The organism is Ancylobacter polymorphus (assembly GCF_030813495.1).
Classification (GTDB): Bacteria; Pseudomonadota; Alphaproteobacteria; order Rhizobiales; family Xanthobacteraceae; genus Ancylobacter; species Ancylobacter polymorphus.
Map to the genome: position 1 here is coordinate 142,962 of NZ_JAUSUI010000004.1, position 13,562 is coordinate 156,523.

Annotated in this window: 13 protein-coding genes; 6 read left to right on the forward strand and 7 right to left on the reverse strand. The window is 70.6% G+C overall.

Features of this window, described 5'->3' with window-relative positions; translation table 11 throughout:
- The first annotated feature begins 15 nt into the window (after positions 1-15).
- Both glgA and glgX read left to right on the forward strand, forming a co-directional pair.
- Entirely contained in the window at positions 16-1,473 is a 1,458-nt protein-coding gene (glgA, locus tag J2S75_RS10330) for a glycogen synthase GlgA (RefSeq protein WP_307019779.1), read from the forward strand.
- Positions 1,470-5,618, forward strand: coding sequence for a glycogen debranching protein GlgX (gene glgX / locus J2S75_RS10335; protein WP_307019780.1), 4,149 nt, complete (start codon positions 1,470-1,472; stop codon positions 5,616-5,618). Before glgA ends, glgX begins: the two co-directional genes overlap by 4 nt.
- Before the next feature lie 3 nt (positions 5,619-5,621).
- Here glgX and J2S75_RS10340 read toward each other — a convergent pair whose 3' ends face one another.
- The gene (locus tag J2S75_RS10340; RefSeq protein WP_307019781.1) at positions 5,622-5,915 is read right to left on the reverse strand and encodes a hypothetical protein; all 294 of its coding nucleotides are present in this window, start codon (positions 5,913-5,915) and stop codon (positions 5,622-5,624) included.
- Between the two features lie 309 nt (positions 5,916-6,224).
- On the opposite strand from J2S75_RS10340, the gene J2S75_RS10345 reads away from it, so the two are divergent.
- From J2S75_RS10345 to modC, 4 genes are all read left to right on the forward strand, one after another.
- Positions 6,225-6,461, forward strand: coding sequence for a hypothetical protein (locus J2S75_RS10345; RefSeq protein WP_307019782.1), 237 nt, complete (start codon positions 6,225-6,227; stop codon positions 6,459-6,461).
- Between the two features lie 171 nt (positions 6,462-6,632).
- Complete coding sequence (gene modA, locus J2S75_RS10350) at positions 6,633-7,439, forward strand: molybdate ABC transporter substrate-binding protein (RefSeq protein WP_307019784.1); 807 nt, start codon at positions 6,633-6,635, stop codon at positions 7,437-7,439.
- A 145-nt stretch (positions 7,440-7,584) separates the two neighbouring features.
- A complete protein-coding gene (gene modB / locus J2S75_RS10355; RefSeq protein ID WP_370874122.1) occupies positions 7,585-8,274 on the forward strand; it encodes a molybdate ABC transporter permease subunit in 690 nt (229 codons plus the stop codon).
- Between the two features lie 2 nt (positions 8,275-8,276).
- Positions 8,277-9,398 carry a molybdenum ABC transporter ATP-binding protein gene (gene modC / locus J2S75_RS10360; RefSeq protein WP_307019786.1) on the forward strand — a complete coding sequence of 374 codons (1,122 nt, stop codon included), beginning with the start codon at positions 8,277-8,279 and terminating at the stop codon, positions 9,396-9,398.
- Here modC and J2S75_RS10365 read toward each other — a convergent pair.
- The 6 genes from J2S75_RS10365 to J2S75_RS10390 all read right to left on the reverse strand — a co-directional run bounded on the left by J2S75_RS10365 (position 9,382) and on the right by J2S75_RS10390 (position 13,560).
- Positions 9,382-9,576, reverse strand: a complete 195-nt coding sequence (locus J2S75_RS10365) for a hypothetical protein (RefSeq protein ID WP_307019787.1) — start codon at positions 9,574-9,576, stop codon at positions 9,382-9,384. The two genes, modC and J2S75_RS10365, sit on opposite strands and share 17 nt — an antisense overlap.
- Positions 9,577-9,638: 62 nt before the next feature.
- A complete protein-coding gene (locus tag J2S75_RS10370) occupies positions 9,639-10,079 on the reverse strand; it encodes a winged helix-turn-helix domain-containing protein (RefSeq protein WP_307019788.1) in 441 nt (146 codons plus the stop codon).
- 55 nt (positions 10,080-10,134) lie between these two features.
- Entirely contained in the window at positions 10,135-11,502 is a 1,368-nt protein-coding gene (locus J2S75_RS10375) for a PepSY-associated TM helix domain-containing protein (RefSeq protein ID WP_307019789.1), read from the reverse strand.
- Between the two features lie 105 nt (positions 11,503-11,607).
- Complete coding sequence (locus J2S75_RS10380) at positions 11,608-12,153, reverse strand: copper chaperone PCu(A)C (RefSeq protein ID WP_307019790.1); 546 nt, start codon at positions 12,151-12,153, stop codon at positions 11,608-11,610.
- 82 nt (positions 12,154-12,235) lie between these two features.
- On the reverse strand, positions 12,236-12,649 hold the full coding sequence (locus J2S75_RS10385; protein WP_307019791.1) for a hypothetical protein: 414 nt from the start codon (positions 12,647-12,649) through the stop codon (positions 12,236-12,238).
- An 89-nt stretch (positions 12,650-12,738) separates the two neighbouring features.
- Positions 12,739-13,560: an ATP-binding cassette domain-containing protein gene (locus J2S75_RS10390; protein ID WP_370874115.1), complete on the reverse strand. Its 822-nt coding sequence runs from the start codon at positions 13,558-13,560 to the stop codon at positions 12,739-12,741.
- Between the last annotated feature and the right edge of the window lie 2 nt (positions 13,561-13,562).

Sequence of the window (13,562 nt, forward strand, 5' to 3'; positions counted from 1 at the left end):
GGGCGCGGGTCTGACGTGTCATCCCTCAAGGTTCTCTCCGTCGTCTCGGAAGTCTTTCCGCTGATCAAGACCGGCGGCCTCGCCGATGTGGCCGGCGCGCTGCCGGCGGCGCTGGCGCGGCACGATGTCGAGCTGCGCACGCTCATCCCCGGCTATCCCGCCGTGATGGCGAAATTGACCGAGGCGGCGCCGGTGCACCGTTTCGACGATCTGTTCGGCGGACCGGCAACGCTGCTCGCTGCCAAGGGCGGCGGGCTCGACCTCTTCGTCATCGAGGCGCCGCATCTCTATGACCGCCCGGGCGGGCCCTATGCCGGGCCGGACGGGGCCGACTGGGGCGACAATGCGCGGCGTTTCGCGGCGCTGGGTGCGGTGGCCTCGGGGCTGGGGCTCGGCCTCATCGCCGGCTTCGTGCCCGATATCGTCCATGCCCATGACTGGCAGGCCGGGCTCGCGCCGGCCTATCTCCACTATGCCGGCACCAGGCGCCCCGGCACGGTGATGACGATCCACAACATCGCCTTTCAGGGGCAGTTTCCCGCCCATGATTTCCCCATGCTCGGCCTGCCGCCGCACGCGTTCGGGCTTGGCGGGGTCGAGTATTACGGCATGGTCGGCTATCTCAAGGCCGGGCTGCAGCTGGCGGACCGCATCACCACGGTCTCCCCGGGCTATGCCGGCGAAATCCTGCTGCCCGATGCCGGCATGGGGCTCGACGGGCTGCTCAATGCCCGCGCCTCCGTGCTGTCGGGGATTCTCAACGGCCTTGACGATGCCGGCTGGAACCCCGCCACCGACACGCTGATCGCCAAGCCCTTCGACGCCAAGACGCTGAAGGCGCGGGCGGCGAACAAGGTGGCGCTGAAGGAGGCGTTCGGGCTCGATGCCGATCCGGAGGCGCTGCTGTTCGGCGTGGTGAGCCGCCTGTCCTGGCAGAAGGGGCTCGACCTGCTGGCCGACAGCCTCGACACGCTGCTCGGCCTCGGCGCGCAGATGGTGCTGCTCGGCGCGGGCGATGCCGATCTCGCCGGCCGCTTCGCCGCCGCCGCCCATGCCCATCCCGGCCGCGTCGGCGTGCAGCTCGGCTATGACGAGGGCGTGGCGCACCGCATCCAGGCGGGGGCGGATGTGCTGATCGTGCCCTCGCGCTTCGAGCCCTGCGGCCTCACCCAGCTTTCCGCGCTGCGCTATGGCGCGCTGCCGCTGGTGGCGCGCGTCGGCGGGCTCGCCGATACGGTGATCGACGTGAACGAGATGGCGCGCACCGCCGGTGTCGGCACCGGGGTGCAGTTCTCGCCCGTCACCGCGCCGGCACTGCAGATCGCGCTCAAGCGGGTGGCCGCGCTGTGGCAGGACAAGGCGCTGTGGCAGAAGCTGCAGCGCAACGCCATGGCGACCGACGTGTCCTGGCAGCGGGCGGCCGGCCAGTACAACACGCTGTTCCGCACGCTGGCGGCGGAGCGGGCGGGGTGAGCGACCTCACCCTCGCCCCCGGAAGTCCCGAGCCGCTCGGCGTCACCCTCGACGGGCGCGGCGTCAATGTCGCGGTGTTCTCCGCCCATGCGACGCGCATCGAGTTCTGCCTGTTCGACGCGGCGGGCGAGGTGGAGATCGCCCGTATCGCCCTGCCGGAGCGCACCGGCGACGTGTTTCACGGCCACATTGCCGGGGTAATCGCAGGTGCCCGCTACGGCCTGCGCGCGGCGGGGCCGTGGGCGCCGAAAGAGGGCCACCGCTTCAACCCGGCCAAGCTGCTGGTCGACCCCTATGCGCGCCGGCTCGACCGGCCGTTCCGGCTGGACGCGGCGTTGTTCGACAACCGCGCCAGCGGCGCGCTGCATGACGAGACCGACAGCGCCTTCGCGCTGCCGAAAGCCATCGTGATGGGGGTGGAAGCCGAACCCGCCGCGCCGCGCGCGCCGTTCCGCTGGGACCGGCAGGTGCTCTACGAACTGCATGTGCGCGGCTTCACCATGCGGCAGGAGGCGATCCCGCCGGCGCTGCGCGGCACCTTCGCCGGGCTGGCCGAACCGGCGGCGCTCGACCATCTGGTGCGGCTCGGCGTCACCACGGTGGAGCTGATGCCCGCCATGGCCTGGATCGACGAGCGGCATCTGCCGCCGCTGGGGCTGAGCAATTACTGGGGCTACAACCCTGTCGTGTTCGGCGCGCCCGATCCGCGCCTCGCGCCGGGCGGCTTCGAGGAGATCGCCCGCACCATCGCCGCGCTGCACGCGGCCGGCATCGCGGTCGTGCTGGATGTGGTGCTGAACCATTCCGGCGAGAGCGACGCATTCGGGCCGACGCTCAGCCTGCGCGGGCTCGACAACGCGACCTATTACCGCCACGCCGCCGACGATCCCTCCCGCCTGATCAACGATGCCGGCACGGGCAACACGCTGGCGCTGGAGCGGGCGCCGGTGCTGCGGCTGGCGATGGATGCGCTGCGACGCTGGGCCGCCTGCGGGCTGGACGGCTTCCGCTTCGACCTCGCCGCCACGCTGGGCCGCCGGCCCGACGGCTTCGACATGGAAGCACCGTTTCTGGCGGCGATGCAGCAGGACCCGGCGCTACGCGACCTCGCGCTGATCGCCGAGCCCTGGGATATCGGGCCGGGCGGCTATCAGGTCGGGCGCTTCCCGCCGGGCTGGGGCGAATGGAACGACCATTTCCGCGACACGGCGCGGCATTTCTGGCGCGGCGATGCCGGCGTCGTGGGCGAGCTGGCAACGCGGCTGGCCGGTTCCGCCGACATTTTCGCCGGGCGCCACCGCCCGCTCTCGCGCGGCATCAATTTCGTCACCGCCCATGACGGCTTCACCCTGGCCGATCTCGTCGCCTTTTCGGCCAAGCACAATGACGCCAATGGCGAGCATAATCGCGACGGCACCGACAATAATGTGAGCTGGAACCACGGCGTCGAGGGCGGCACCGACGATCCCGCCATCATCGCCGCCCGGCGCGGCGATGCGCGGGCGCTGCTGGCGACGCTGCTCGCCGCGCGCGGCACGCCGATGCTGACCATGGGCGATGAATGCGGGCGCACGCAGGCCGGCAACAACAACGCCTATGCGCAGGACAATGAGCTGACCTGGCTCGACTGGGCGGCAGTGGATGCGGAGCTTGCCGCCTTCACCGCCCGGCTGGTGAAGCTGCGCCTCGTCCATCGCGCGCTGCGCGGCGACGCGCCGCTGACCGGGCGCCCGCCCGATGGCAGCGGCCTTGCCGATGTCGACTGGCGCGCGCCTGCCGGCGGCACGGTGCGCTGGGATGACGGTGCCACCCGCGCGCTGGTGGCGGTGTTCTATGCGCCCGCCACATCCGACGAGGCGGCGGACCGGGTGGCGGTGGCGCTCAACGCTTCTGATCGGGCGGAACCTCTGGTGCTGCCCGAACCGCGCGACGGCTTCGTCTGGCGCGTCGCCGCCGACACCGCCCGGCCGGAGGCCGAGGAGGGGGAGCCCCTTGAGGTCGCACCGCGCGCGGTGCTGATCGCCGTCGAGACCGCCGAGCCGGCCGCACCGCGCCGCGCCGCCACGCCGGAGCGGCTGGACAAGCTTTCCGCTGCGGCCGGCATCGATGGCCAGTGGTTCACCGCCGATGGCAAGGCGCAGAAGGTGAGCGACGACACCAAGCGCGCGCTGCTCGCCGCGCTGGAGCTGCCGGCCGGCACGCCCGGCGAGGTGAGCGACAGCCTCGCCCGGCTTTCCGCCCAGCATTTCGACCGCGCCATTCCCTTCGCTGCCATTCTGCGCGAGGGCACGGAACCGCTGCTGACGCTCGCGGGCGAGGCCGCACAGGCGCCGCGCCGGCTGGATCTATCGATCACGCTGGAGGACGGGCAGGAGATCGCCGTTCCCATCCGCCCGGAGGAGGGCGAGAGCCGCAGCGTGGAGCGGCCGGACGGCCGGCTGGCGACGCTGCGCGCCGTGGCGCTGCCGGCGCTGCCGCCGGGCCGGCATGTGCTGCGCCTCGGCGCCGATGCGTGCCGGATCACCGTCGCGCCGCCGGCCAGCCATCTGCCGCGCGCGCTTGAGGCAGGGGGACGGCTGTTCGGCATTGGTACGCATCTCTACACGCTGCGGCGCGGCGGTGCGGATCAGGGCATTGGCGATTTCACCGCGCTGGCTGAACTCGGCGAGCGGGCCGCGCAGGCGGGGGCGCGCACGCTGGGGCTGAACCCGCTGCACGCGCTGTTCCCCGACGACCGGGAGCGCACCAGCCCCTATTCGCCCTCCGACCGGCGCTTCCTCGACCCGATCTATATCGATGTCGCCGCGCTCGGCGCGGAGATGGCGCCGTTCGGGGCGCTCGCTGCCGCATCGTCGGTCGACTATGCCGGCGTGTGGGCGGCCAAGGAAGCCGCGCTGCGGGACGCTTTTGCGGGCTTCGAGCGCGGGCCGGACCCCGATTTCGACCGTTTCATCGCGGAAGGCGACGAGACGCTGCGCCGCTTCGCGCTGTTCCAGGCGATCGCCGGCACCTATCCCCGCCGCCCCTGGCGCGACTGGCCGGACGGCCTGAGCGAGGCCGGCGGCGCGGCGGTGGAGGCGTTCGGCCGCGCCCATGCGGGCGAGGTCCGCTTCGCGCTGTGGCTGCAATGGGTGGCCGATCGGCAGCTCGCCGCGGCGGCGGAGAGGGCCCGCGCGGCGGGGCTCTCGCTCGGCCTTTACCGCGACCTCGCCGTGGGCACGACTTTGGACGGTGCCGAAGCCTGGGCCGAGGCCGATCTGCTGATGCCCGGCGTCACCATCGGTGCGCCGCCGGACCCGCTGGGGCCGGAAGGGCAGAACTGGAACCTGCCGCCCTTCGACCCGCTGGCGCTGCAGCGCGACGGCTATCGGCGCTATGCCGGGCTGGTGCGGGCGAATATGCGCCATGCCAGCGCGCTGCGGATCGACCATGTGATGGGGCTGCGGCGGCTGTTCCTCATTCCCGAAGGCGCGAGCGGGGCGGACGGCGCCTATCTCGCCATGCCGTTCGAGGCGCTGGCGGCGCAGGTGGCGCTGGAAAGCGCGCGGGCGCAGTGCCTCGTCATCGGTGAGGATCTCGGCACCGTGCCCTTCGGCATGCGCGACCAGCTTTCCGCCGAGCGCATGCTGTCCTACCGCGTGCTGTGGTTCGAGCAGAAAGCGGGCGTGTTCACGCCGCCGCAGGACTATCCGGCGCTGGCGGCGGCCTGCGTTTCCACCCATGACCTGCCGACGCTGGCCGGCTGGTGGGAGGGGGTCGACCTGAAGGAACGGGAAGCGCTCGGCCTGATCGACGCGGCGGATTATGCGGCGGGGCTGGTGGAGCGGGCCGCTGAGCGCGAACGACTCTGCGCGGCGCTGCTTGAGGAGGGGCTGATCGCCGCGCTGCCGGCTGCGGGCGCGCCGCTCGACGATGCGCTGCTGGCGGCGATCCACGCTTTCGTCTCGCGCACCAAGGCGGCGCTGGCTCTGGCGCAGCTCGACGATCTCGCCGGGGAGACGGTGGCGGTGAACCTGCCGGGCACGGACAAGGAGCGGCCGAACTGGCGGCGGCGGCTGGCGCAGACGGTGGACGCGGTGATGGAGAGCCCGCGCGCCAGGGCCGCGCTCGCCGCCATGTCGGGCGAGCGCGGCGGGGAGGCGTGAGCCTTACGGGTTCGCGGGCGCCGGGGTAGACGGAGCCGGCTCGGCCGGAGTGGCGGGCGCGGGTTCCGGCGATGCGGCCGGCGGGGTCGAGGGCTGCACGGCCGGGTCGTTAGCCGGCGGCAGCGTGGCTTCCGGCGCGGGCGGCGGCGGGGTGATCGGATCGGCAGCCGGGGGAACCGAGGGCTGTGCGGCCGGCGGGGTCGGGTTTTCCGTGGGCTGAGTCGTCATCCGCCCGGAATATTGGACGGCGGCATAGGCGGCGATCACCAGGACGATCGCAGCCACGATCAGCATCATGTTTCGGCTCATTTGCGCTTCTCCGGCTTGGTGGCCCGGCAGCCTTATCGGAGACCCGATAACGTCGCCCAGTCCACGAGGCATGGCTTCACGGGATGCCCGCAGGCGGGGCCGTTGCAGGTAAATCCGCGCGCGTGCCGCTGGTCCGGGCACAACAAAGCGGCGCAACCTGCGGATTTGCCATTGTCGCAACGCCATTATTCGACGAAAGTTCCTGCTCCATTCCGCCGCAGGGCGGACGCCGATAACCGAGCCGCGCTAACGCGGCCGCCCCGTCCGCGCGCGGACGGGCAGAGGGAGGGGACGACCATGCCGCACGCCGATTTCGACGTAGTCACGCTCTCGCCTTCGACCGTCCGGGTCATGCACCGCGTCGCCCACCACATTTACGAGTTCGCGCTGGAAGAGGATGCCAGCGGCCGGCGGCGGATGCGCGGCGGCCCGCAGGTGACCTGCGGGCGGGGCGATGTGCCGGCGCTGGAACTGCTGAGCGCCGCCGAGCAGGTCGCCGCCGCCACGGCGCGCCATACCGGCATGATCGACTGAGGCCGCGCGCAACCTCCGCCCGCAGCTGACGTTCGACGTTTTTCTCCACTCCGGTGCAAGAACCATCCGCCACGCCCGGCCATAAGCCGGGCATGGCGGGCTGGCATCGTGCGGCTAATCATGTATATGGACGGATACATGTATATCACGGGATATAAGAGGGAGCCCGCCATGCCGTCACGCCTGCCGTCCCGTCGCCATGTGCTGCTTGGCCTCGCGCTGAAGAGCGTCGCCATCGCCGCCCTTCTCGGCATTGCGCTGCCGGCGTCCGTGCGGGCCGAGGCGCCGGTCACCGTCTTCGCCGCCGCCAGCCTGACCAATGCGTTCCAGGACATCGGCAAGCTCTACAAGGCGAAGACCGGCACGGAGGTCGCCTTCTCCTTCGCCGCCTCCTCGGCGCTGGCCAAGCAGCTGGAGGCCGGCGCGCCGGCGGGCATCTTCGCTTCCGCCGACAACAAATGGATGGACTACGCCGAGAGCAAGGACCTGACGCTGAAGGCCACCCGCGTTACCCCGATCGGCAACAGCCTCGTGCTCATCATGCCGGCGGACAAAGCCAGGGACGTGACCATCAACGCCTCCTTCGACTGGCTGGGTTTTCTCGGCGCCGATGGCCGCATCGTCACCGGCCTCACCGACAGCGTGCCGGTCGGCATCTATGCCAAGACGGCGCTGACCGCTCTCGGCGCGTGGGACAAGGTGAAGGAGCGTGTCGTCGGCGCCGAGAGCGTGCGCGCCGCGCTGGCGCTGGTGGAGCGCGGCGAGGCGGCCGCCGGCATTGTCTATTCCACCGACGCGGCGGTGGCGAAGAATGTGAAAATCGTCGCCACTTTCCCGGCGAACAGCCACCCGCCGGTCGAATACCCGTTCGAGATCGTCAAGGGCCAGGACAACCCGGCGACGCGGGCCTTCTTCGACTTCCTGGTGGGGCCGGACGCCAAGGCGGTATATGCGTCCTACGGCTTCGTGGTGAAGTGAGGCGGGTTGCTGGCCGGCTGTCATCCCGGAGCGGCCGGAAGGCCGCATCCGGGACCGCTTTCAGAATGAAAATAGCGGGCGATCCCGGCTCTCGCTACGCTCGGCCGGGATGACGGCGAGAGGGGACGACGACTTTTCGATGAGCATGCTCACTCCCGAGGAATGGACAGCGGTCACTCTCAGCCTGAAGGTTGCCTTCTGGGCGACCTTCTGGAGCCTCCCGCTCGCGGTCCTCACCGCCTTCGTGCTGGCGCGGGCGCGCTTTCCCAGCAAGAGCCTGCTCGACGGGCTGGTCTATCTCCCGCTCGTGCTTCCCAAGGTGGTGGTGGGCTATCTGCTGCTGGTCAGCCTCGGCGCGCGCGGCTTTCTCGGCCAGTATCTCGACGCCTGGTTCGGCATCCGGCTGATCTTCACCACGGCGGGGGCGACGGTGGCGGCGGCGGTGGTGAGCTTTCCGCTCACCGTCAACGCCATTCGCCTGGCGCTGGAAGCGGTGGACCGGGGGTTGGAGACGGCGGCGCGCACGCTGGGTGCGTCACGGCTCGACGTGTTCTTCTCGGTGACGCTGCCGCTGATGCTGCCCGGCGTCCTCTCCGGCGCGCTGCTCGCCATCGCCTCGGCGCTGGGCGAGTTCGGCGCCACCATCACCTTCGTCTCCAATGTCGAGGGCCAGACCCGCACCATTCCCCTCGCCATTTACAGCGCCACCCATATGCCGGATGGCGACGCCATGGCGCTGCGGCTCACGCTGGTCTCGGTGGTGCTGGCGCTCGGCTCGCTGCTGCTGGCGAGCCTCGTCGACCGGCGCATCCGCGTCATGATCGGGCGGGGATAGGCATGATCGAGGTTGATCTGCGCCTAGCCCGGCCCGGCGGCTTCGCGCTCGATTGCGGCTTCGCCGCGCCGGGCGAGGGCGTCACCGCGCTGTTCGGCCGTTCCGGCGCCGGCAAGACCACTATCATTCAGGCGGTGGCCGGCGTGGTGCGGCCCGATACCGGGCGCATCGTGGTGGGGGGCGAGGTGTTCTTCGATGCCGCGCGCGGCATCGACGTGCCGATCGAGGCCCGGCGCGTGGGCTATGTGTTCCAGGATTCGCGGCTATTCCCGCATCTCAAGGTCGAGGGCAATCTGCGCTATGGCGAGCGCCGCTGCCGGGCGGTGGAGCGCCCGATCCGCTTCGAGGCGGTGGTCGAATTGCTCGGTATCGGTCACCTTCTGGCGCGGCGGCCGCACACGCTGTCGGGCGGCGAGCGCCAGCGCGTTGCCATCGGCCGGGCGCTGCTGGCGCAGCCGCGCCTCTTGCTGATGGACGAGCCGCTGGCGGCGCTGGACGAGGCGCGCAAGGCGGAAATCCTGCCCTATCTGGAGCGGCTGCGCGACGCGATGCGCCTGCCCATCCTCTATGTCAGCCATTCGCTCGACGAGGTGCTGCGCCTTGCCGACACGCTGGTGGCGCTGCGCGACGGGCGGCAGGTGGCGGCGGGGCCGGTGGCGCAGGTGCTCTCCCGGCCGGAGATGCTGCCGGTAGTGGGGCGCTTCGACCTCGGTACGCTGCTGGAATGCGTCGTTGCCCGGCATGATGGCGACCTCGCCCTGTCCAGCCTCGCCTTTGCCGGTGGCGAACTGCGCGTGCCGCAGGTGGACCGCGCGATCGGCGAGAAGGTGCGGGCGCGGGTGCGGGCGCGCGATGTCGCCATTGCCCTCACCAAGCCCGAGGGCGTGTCGGTCTCAAACCTCTTGCCGGCGGTGGTGGAGGAGGTGGTGGCGCAGGAAGGGCCTTATGCCGATGTCGGCCTCAACGTCGGCGGCGTCCGCCTCGCTGCCATGGTGACGCGCGAAAGCGTGGCGCGGCTCGCGCTGCGGCCGGGGCTCGATGTGTGGGCGATGGTGAAATCGGTGGCGGTGGACAGCCGTAACCCGGACTTCCTCAGTCCCGGCGGGCTTACGGCGCCTGAATGATCGGCGCCACGCCGGGCCCGACCGCCTGTTCGTCGCGCACGAAGCCGATCACGGCGAGGATGAGCAGGCCGAGTGTGAGTACGATCAGCACCAGGCGCAGCCGGGCCGAGCGGGCGCGTAACACGCCAAAGGCGCTGAGGACGACGAGAATCAGAATGACGATGAGCAGCGTCTGCATGGTGTCCCCCTGGCGGAACGCCCGCCGGTGGGACAACGAACCGGGCGCTCGCGGGTTCCCCGCTACCCGTCCTTGCCCGCCTCTTCGCCCTGCGGCGCCAGCGCGGCGCGCAGTTCGTCCACGGCGTCCCGGCTGGCGGCGGCACTGGCGCGCTCCACTTCGCGGTAGAGCGCGATCAGCCTTTCGCCGAAGGCGGTGAGGTCGGTGCCGTGGCCGCGGCGGCCGGGATGGGTTTCGACCACCGGCTGGCGGAAATTGCGGCCGATCTCGTCCACCAACAGCCAGGCCCGCCGATAACTCATGCCGAGCCGGCGCGCAGCGGAGAGAATCGAGCGCTCGCGGCGGATCGCTTCCAGAAGTTCGATCATGCCGGGGCCGAGATGGCGCCCATCGCCGAAATAGACGCGGATGAACAGCCCGTCGCGCGGAGGGGGCTTGGTTCTTCCCGCGCCGTCACTGTCGGCTGTGCTGTCCGTGTCGGCGGTCGTCTTCGTTCCGGCCATGCGCGCCCCTTGCCCCGCGCAATGTTAGGGGAAGAGGCGCGCGGCTGGAACCCGCTCAGGCGGTGCGCAGCTTCGGGCGGCGGCGGGCGAAGACGAAGTCGAGCGCCACCATCACCACCAGCGAGGCCCCGACCAGCGGGAAGATGACCCCGACCACGGCCATGATGGCGATCAGCCCCCACATCACCCCGGCGCTGGTGGGCGCGGGCGGCACGCCGAGCGAACCGGCCGGCCGGCGCTTCCACCACATCACCCCGGCCGAGACCGCCATCAGAATGATGGCGAGGCAGATGGCGAGCAGGAACAGCTGGTTGGCCAGCCCGAATTCCTGGCCCATATGGACATTGATGCCCCATTCCAGCGCCTTGCCCGCCGGGCCGTAATCGGCATAGCTCATGTCGATCAGGGGCTTGCCGCTGTACTGGTCGAGATGGATGACGCGCTGCTTGGAGAGGTCGTCCGGGTAGATCGAGGCGCTGTAGACGCCCGTGGGCGAGGTCGGCAGGCTCAGCGTGTAGCCCGGCGACATGCCGAGCTTCTCCACGGCGGCGGCCGCCGCGTCGATGCCGAGGGGCTGGCCCGGCGTCGCCGTCGACAGCGGCACCTTGGCCTGTTCGAGCGACCAGGTCGTCGGCCCGTTCACATGCTCCAGATGCTCATCCGACATCGGGATATTGGCCCGCACGCCGCTCGGATAGCCGTAATTGGAGCTGTTGGCCCATTCATTGACCTTGGCGCCCCACAGCACCGACCACGGCATGCCCGACAGCGACATGAAGCCGATGGCAAGGCCGGCGAAGGCGCCGGTGACGGCATGAACGTCGCGCCAGAAGATGCGCTTGCCCGGCGTGCCGCGCACGCTCACGACACCGCCCGTCTGCTTGCGCGGCCACCAGAGATAGAAGCCGGTGGCGACCAGCAGGATCGACCAGCCGCCGACGATCTCGATGATGCCGTTGGCGATGGGGCCGAACTCGGCCAGGCTGTGCAGCCGGCGCATCAGCCACATGATGGTGCCGCGATCCGGCAATTCGCCGAGGACGCGCGAATCATAGGGGTCGACATAGACCGAGCGGCGGGCGCCCTCGGGGGTCTTGATCACCACCTCGGCCGAGGCGGTGGGGTTGACCGGCGAGATGATCTTCAGCGCCGTGCCAGGGCGTGCCTTGAGCGCCGCGTCGATCCAGGCGCTGGGCGCCTCCACCGGCGTGGCGCGGGCCTCGACGACCTTGAGCCGGTGGTGCCAGACATTGTCGATCTCCTCGCGGAAGAGATAGAGCCCGCCGGTCACCGCCAGCAGGATCATGAAGGGCAGCACCAGCAGGCCGGCATAGAAATGCCAGCGCCAGACGGCGCGGTAGAGATTGGCCGAGCGCTCCTCGGCGCCGAGTGCGCGCTCGGCAGACAGAGTCGTGGTGTTCATCGGAGAGGTTCCGGAAAAGGGGCGCGCCACGGCACGCGCCGAGCCCTGGCCCTCACAGGGGAGGGCCGGCCTCAAGGCGCGCGGCGGGCGGTCCGCCGGTGGGGATCAGTTGGCGGGGGTGCCGTGCTGGTGGCTGTGCCCGGTCTCGGAACCCTTCGGCCCGGCCATGCCCTCGATCTTGAACGAGACGTTCACCGTGCCGGCCTTGGCGAAGGTGAGCGTGCCCTTGAAGCTCTCGCCTTCCTTCAGCGGCTGCTTCAGGTCCATCAGCATGAGATGGAAGCCGCCGGGCGCCAGCTTGGCCTCGCCGCCGGCCGGGATCTCCAGCCCGTCGGGCAGCATGCGCATGGTCATGATGCCGTCCTTGACGGCCATTTCGTGGATTTCGACATGACCGGCGACCTCGGCGGTGGCGGAGAGGAGGCGGTCGGCCTCCTTGCCCTCATTCTCGATGGTGAGGTAGCCGCCGCCGACCTTGGCGCCGGCCGGGGTCATGCGCGCCCAGGGGTGCTCGATTTCGAGATTGCCGATCTTGTACTCATGGGCGAAGGCCGGCTGCATGACGAGCAGGCCGAGCGCGGCGGCGAGGGTGGCGAAGCCGACGCGGTCCTCGGTGCGCCGAAGGGCGCGACGCAGAACGGTGGTGATCATGTGAGGTCTCCCGGGCTGCCGGCGGGCACATTCCGCGCACACGGCCGGCGCATTGATGACGATCGAAAGCGGTGTTCCGGCGTCAGGCGGCGGGAGGGGCTCGTGTGTGGCGGGGGGAACGCTCGGGGAGAAAGGCGAGGCGCGCGGTGCGCGGCGCTGGCGTGCGGGCCTGCGCATGGCCGACGGGCAGAGCGGGCGTCGCCGCCACGGGCGGCGGAAGGGCGCTGGCGGGCGCGCTCTGACAGCCGGTGAGGCAGCAATCGGGTGTGTGGCGCCCGGATTCGCCCGGCGCGTCGGGTGCGCCATGGCTGCTCAGGCAGAGCGTCTGGCCGAAGGCGTCGACGGTGAGCAAGCCGGCCGCATGGGCGCCGCTGGCCATGCCGCCGAGAAGCGCCTGCAACACCACCACATAGGCGACAGCCAGCACCAGCGCCAGCCGGCGCAGGGGCGCGTCGGCGGGGCGGATGGCCTTGGCTGTGGTGTCGGCTGCGGACACGGCGTGCTCCCTTACCCGCCTCATATCACAGGCGGGAAGGGGCCGGAACAGCGGCATGCCGCCGCTCCCCAGCCCACCGCGTCAGCGGATCAGTCGGCGGCGGCGCCCGGGCCGGCCAACGCGCCGGGCGGGCTCTTGCCGAGGATGATCATGCCGAGCACCTCGTCCTTGGTCACGTCCGAGGTGCGGGCGGTGCCGACAAGCTTGCCGTTCTTCATCACGCTCACCCGGTCCGCGAGGTCGAACACGTCGTGAATGTCGTGGCTGATGAGGAAGATGGCGATGCCTTCGGCCTTGAGCTGCTTGATCAGTTCGGCCACCTGCGCCGTTTCCTGCGGGCCGAGCGCGGCGGTGGGCTCGTCCATGATCAGGATCTTGGCGTTGAAGTGGATGGCGCGGGCGATCGCCACCGACTGGCGCTGGCCGCCGGAGAGGCCGCGCACCGGCTCCTTGAACTTGCGGAAGTTCGGGTTGAGCCGGCCCATCACCTCGCGCGTCGCCGCCTCCATGGCCACATCGTCGAGCGTGCCCCAGGGGGTCATCAGCTCGCGGCCGAGGAAGAGATTGGCGGCGGCGTCGACATTATCGGCGAGGGCGAGCGTCTGGTAGATGGTCTCAATGCCGTAGCGCTTGGCATCGCGCGGATTGCCGATATCGGCCTTCTCGCCATTGATGCGGATTTCGCCGGCATCCGGGCGATAGGCGCCGGCGAGAATCTTGATCAGCGTCGACTTGCCGGCGCCGTTATGGCCGAGCAGGCCGACGACCTCGCCGGGATAGAGATCGACGGAGACCCCGTCGACGGCGCGGATGCCGCCGAAGGAGATGCAGATGTCGCGCATGTCGACGGCAGGAGTGCCGGTCATGCGGGAGGCGCCAGGATTGGCGACGGGCGACGTGACAGCGTTCATGG

What these genes read in the sequence shown, in the direction of transcription:
- J2S75_RS10375 (WP_307019789.1), bottom strand. Translation starts at nt 11,502, where the DNA reads ATGAACACCACGACTCTGTCTGCCGAGCGCGCACTCGGCGCCGAGGAG.
- J2S75_RS10345 (WP_307019782.1), top strand. Translation starts at nt 6,225, where the DNA reads ATGCCGCACGCCGATTTCGACGTAGTCACGCTCTCGCCTTCGACCGTC.
- modC (WP_307019786.1), top strand. Translation starts at nt 8,277, where the DNA reads ATGATCGAGGTTGATCTGCGCCTAGCCCGGCCCGGCGGCTTCGCGCTC.
- modA (WP_307019784.1), top strand. Translation starts at nt 6,633, where the DNA reads ATGCCGTCACGCCTGCCGTCCCGTCGCCATGTGCTGCTTGGCCTCGCG.
- J2S75_RS10370 (WP_307019788.1), bottom strand. Translation starts at nt 10,079, where the DNA reads ATGGCCGGAACGAAGACGACCGCCGACACGGACAGCACAGCCGACAGT.
- J2S75_RS10340 (WP_307019781.1), bottom strand. Translation starts at nt 5,915, where the DNA reads ATGATGCTGATCGTGGCTGCGATCGTCCTGGTGATCGCCGCCTATGCC.
- J2S75_RS10380 (WP_307019790.1), bottom strand. Translation starts at nt 12,153, where the DNA reads ATGATCACCACCGTTCTGCGTCGCGCCCTTCGGCGCACCGAGGACCGC.
- J2S75_RS10365 (WP_307019787.1), bottom strand. Translation starts at nt 9,576, where the DNA reads ATGCAGACGCTGCTCATCGTCATTCTGATTCTCGTCGTCCTCAGCGCC.
- modB (WP_370874122.1), top strand. Translation starts at nt 7,585, where the DNA reads ATGCTCACTCCCGAGGAATGGACAGCGGTCACTCTCAGCCTGAAGGTT.
- J2S75_RS10390 (WP_370874115.1), bottom strand. Translation starts at nt 13,560, where the DNA reads ATGAACGCTGTCACGTCGCCCGTCGCCAATCCTGGCGCCTCCCGCATG.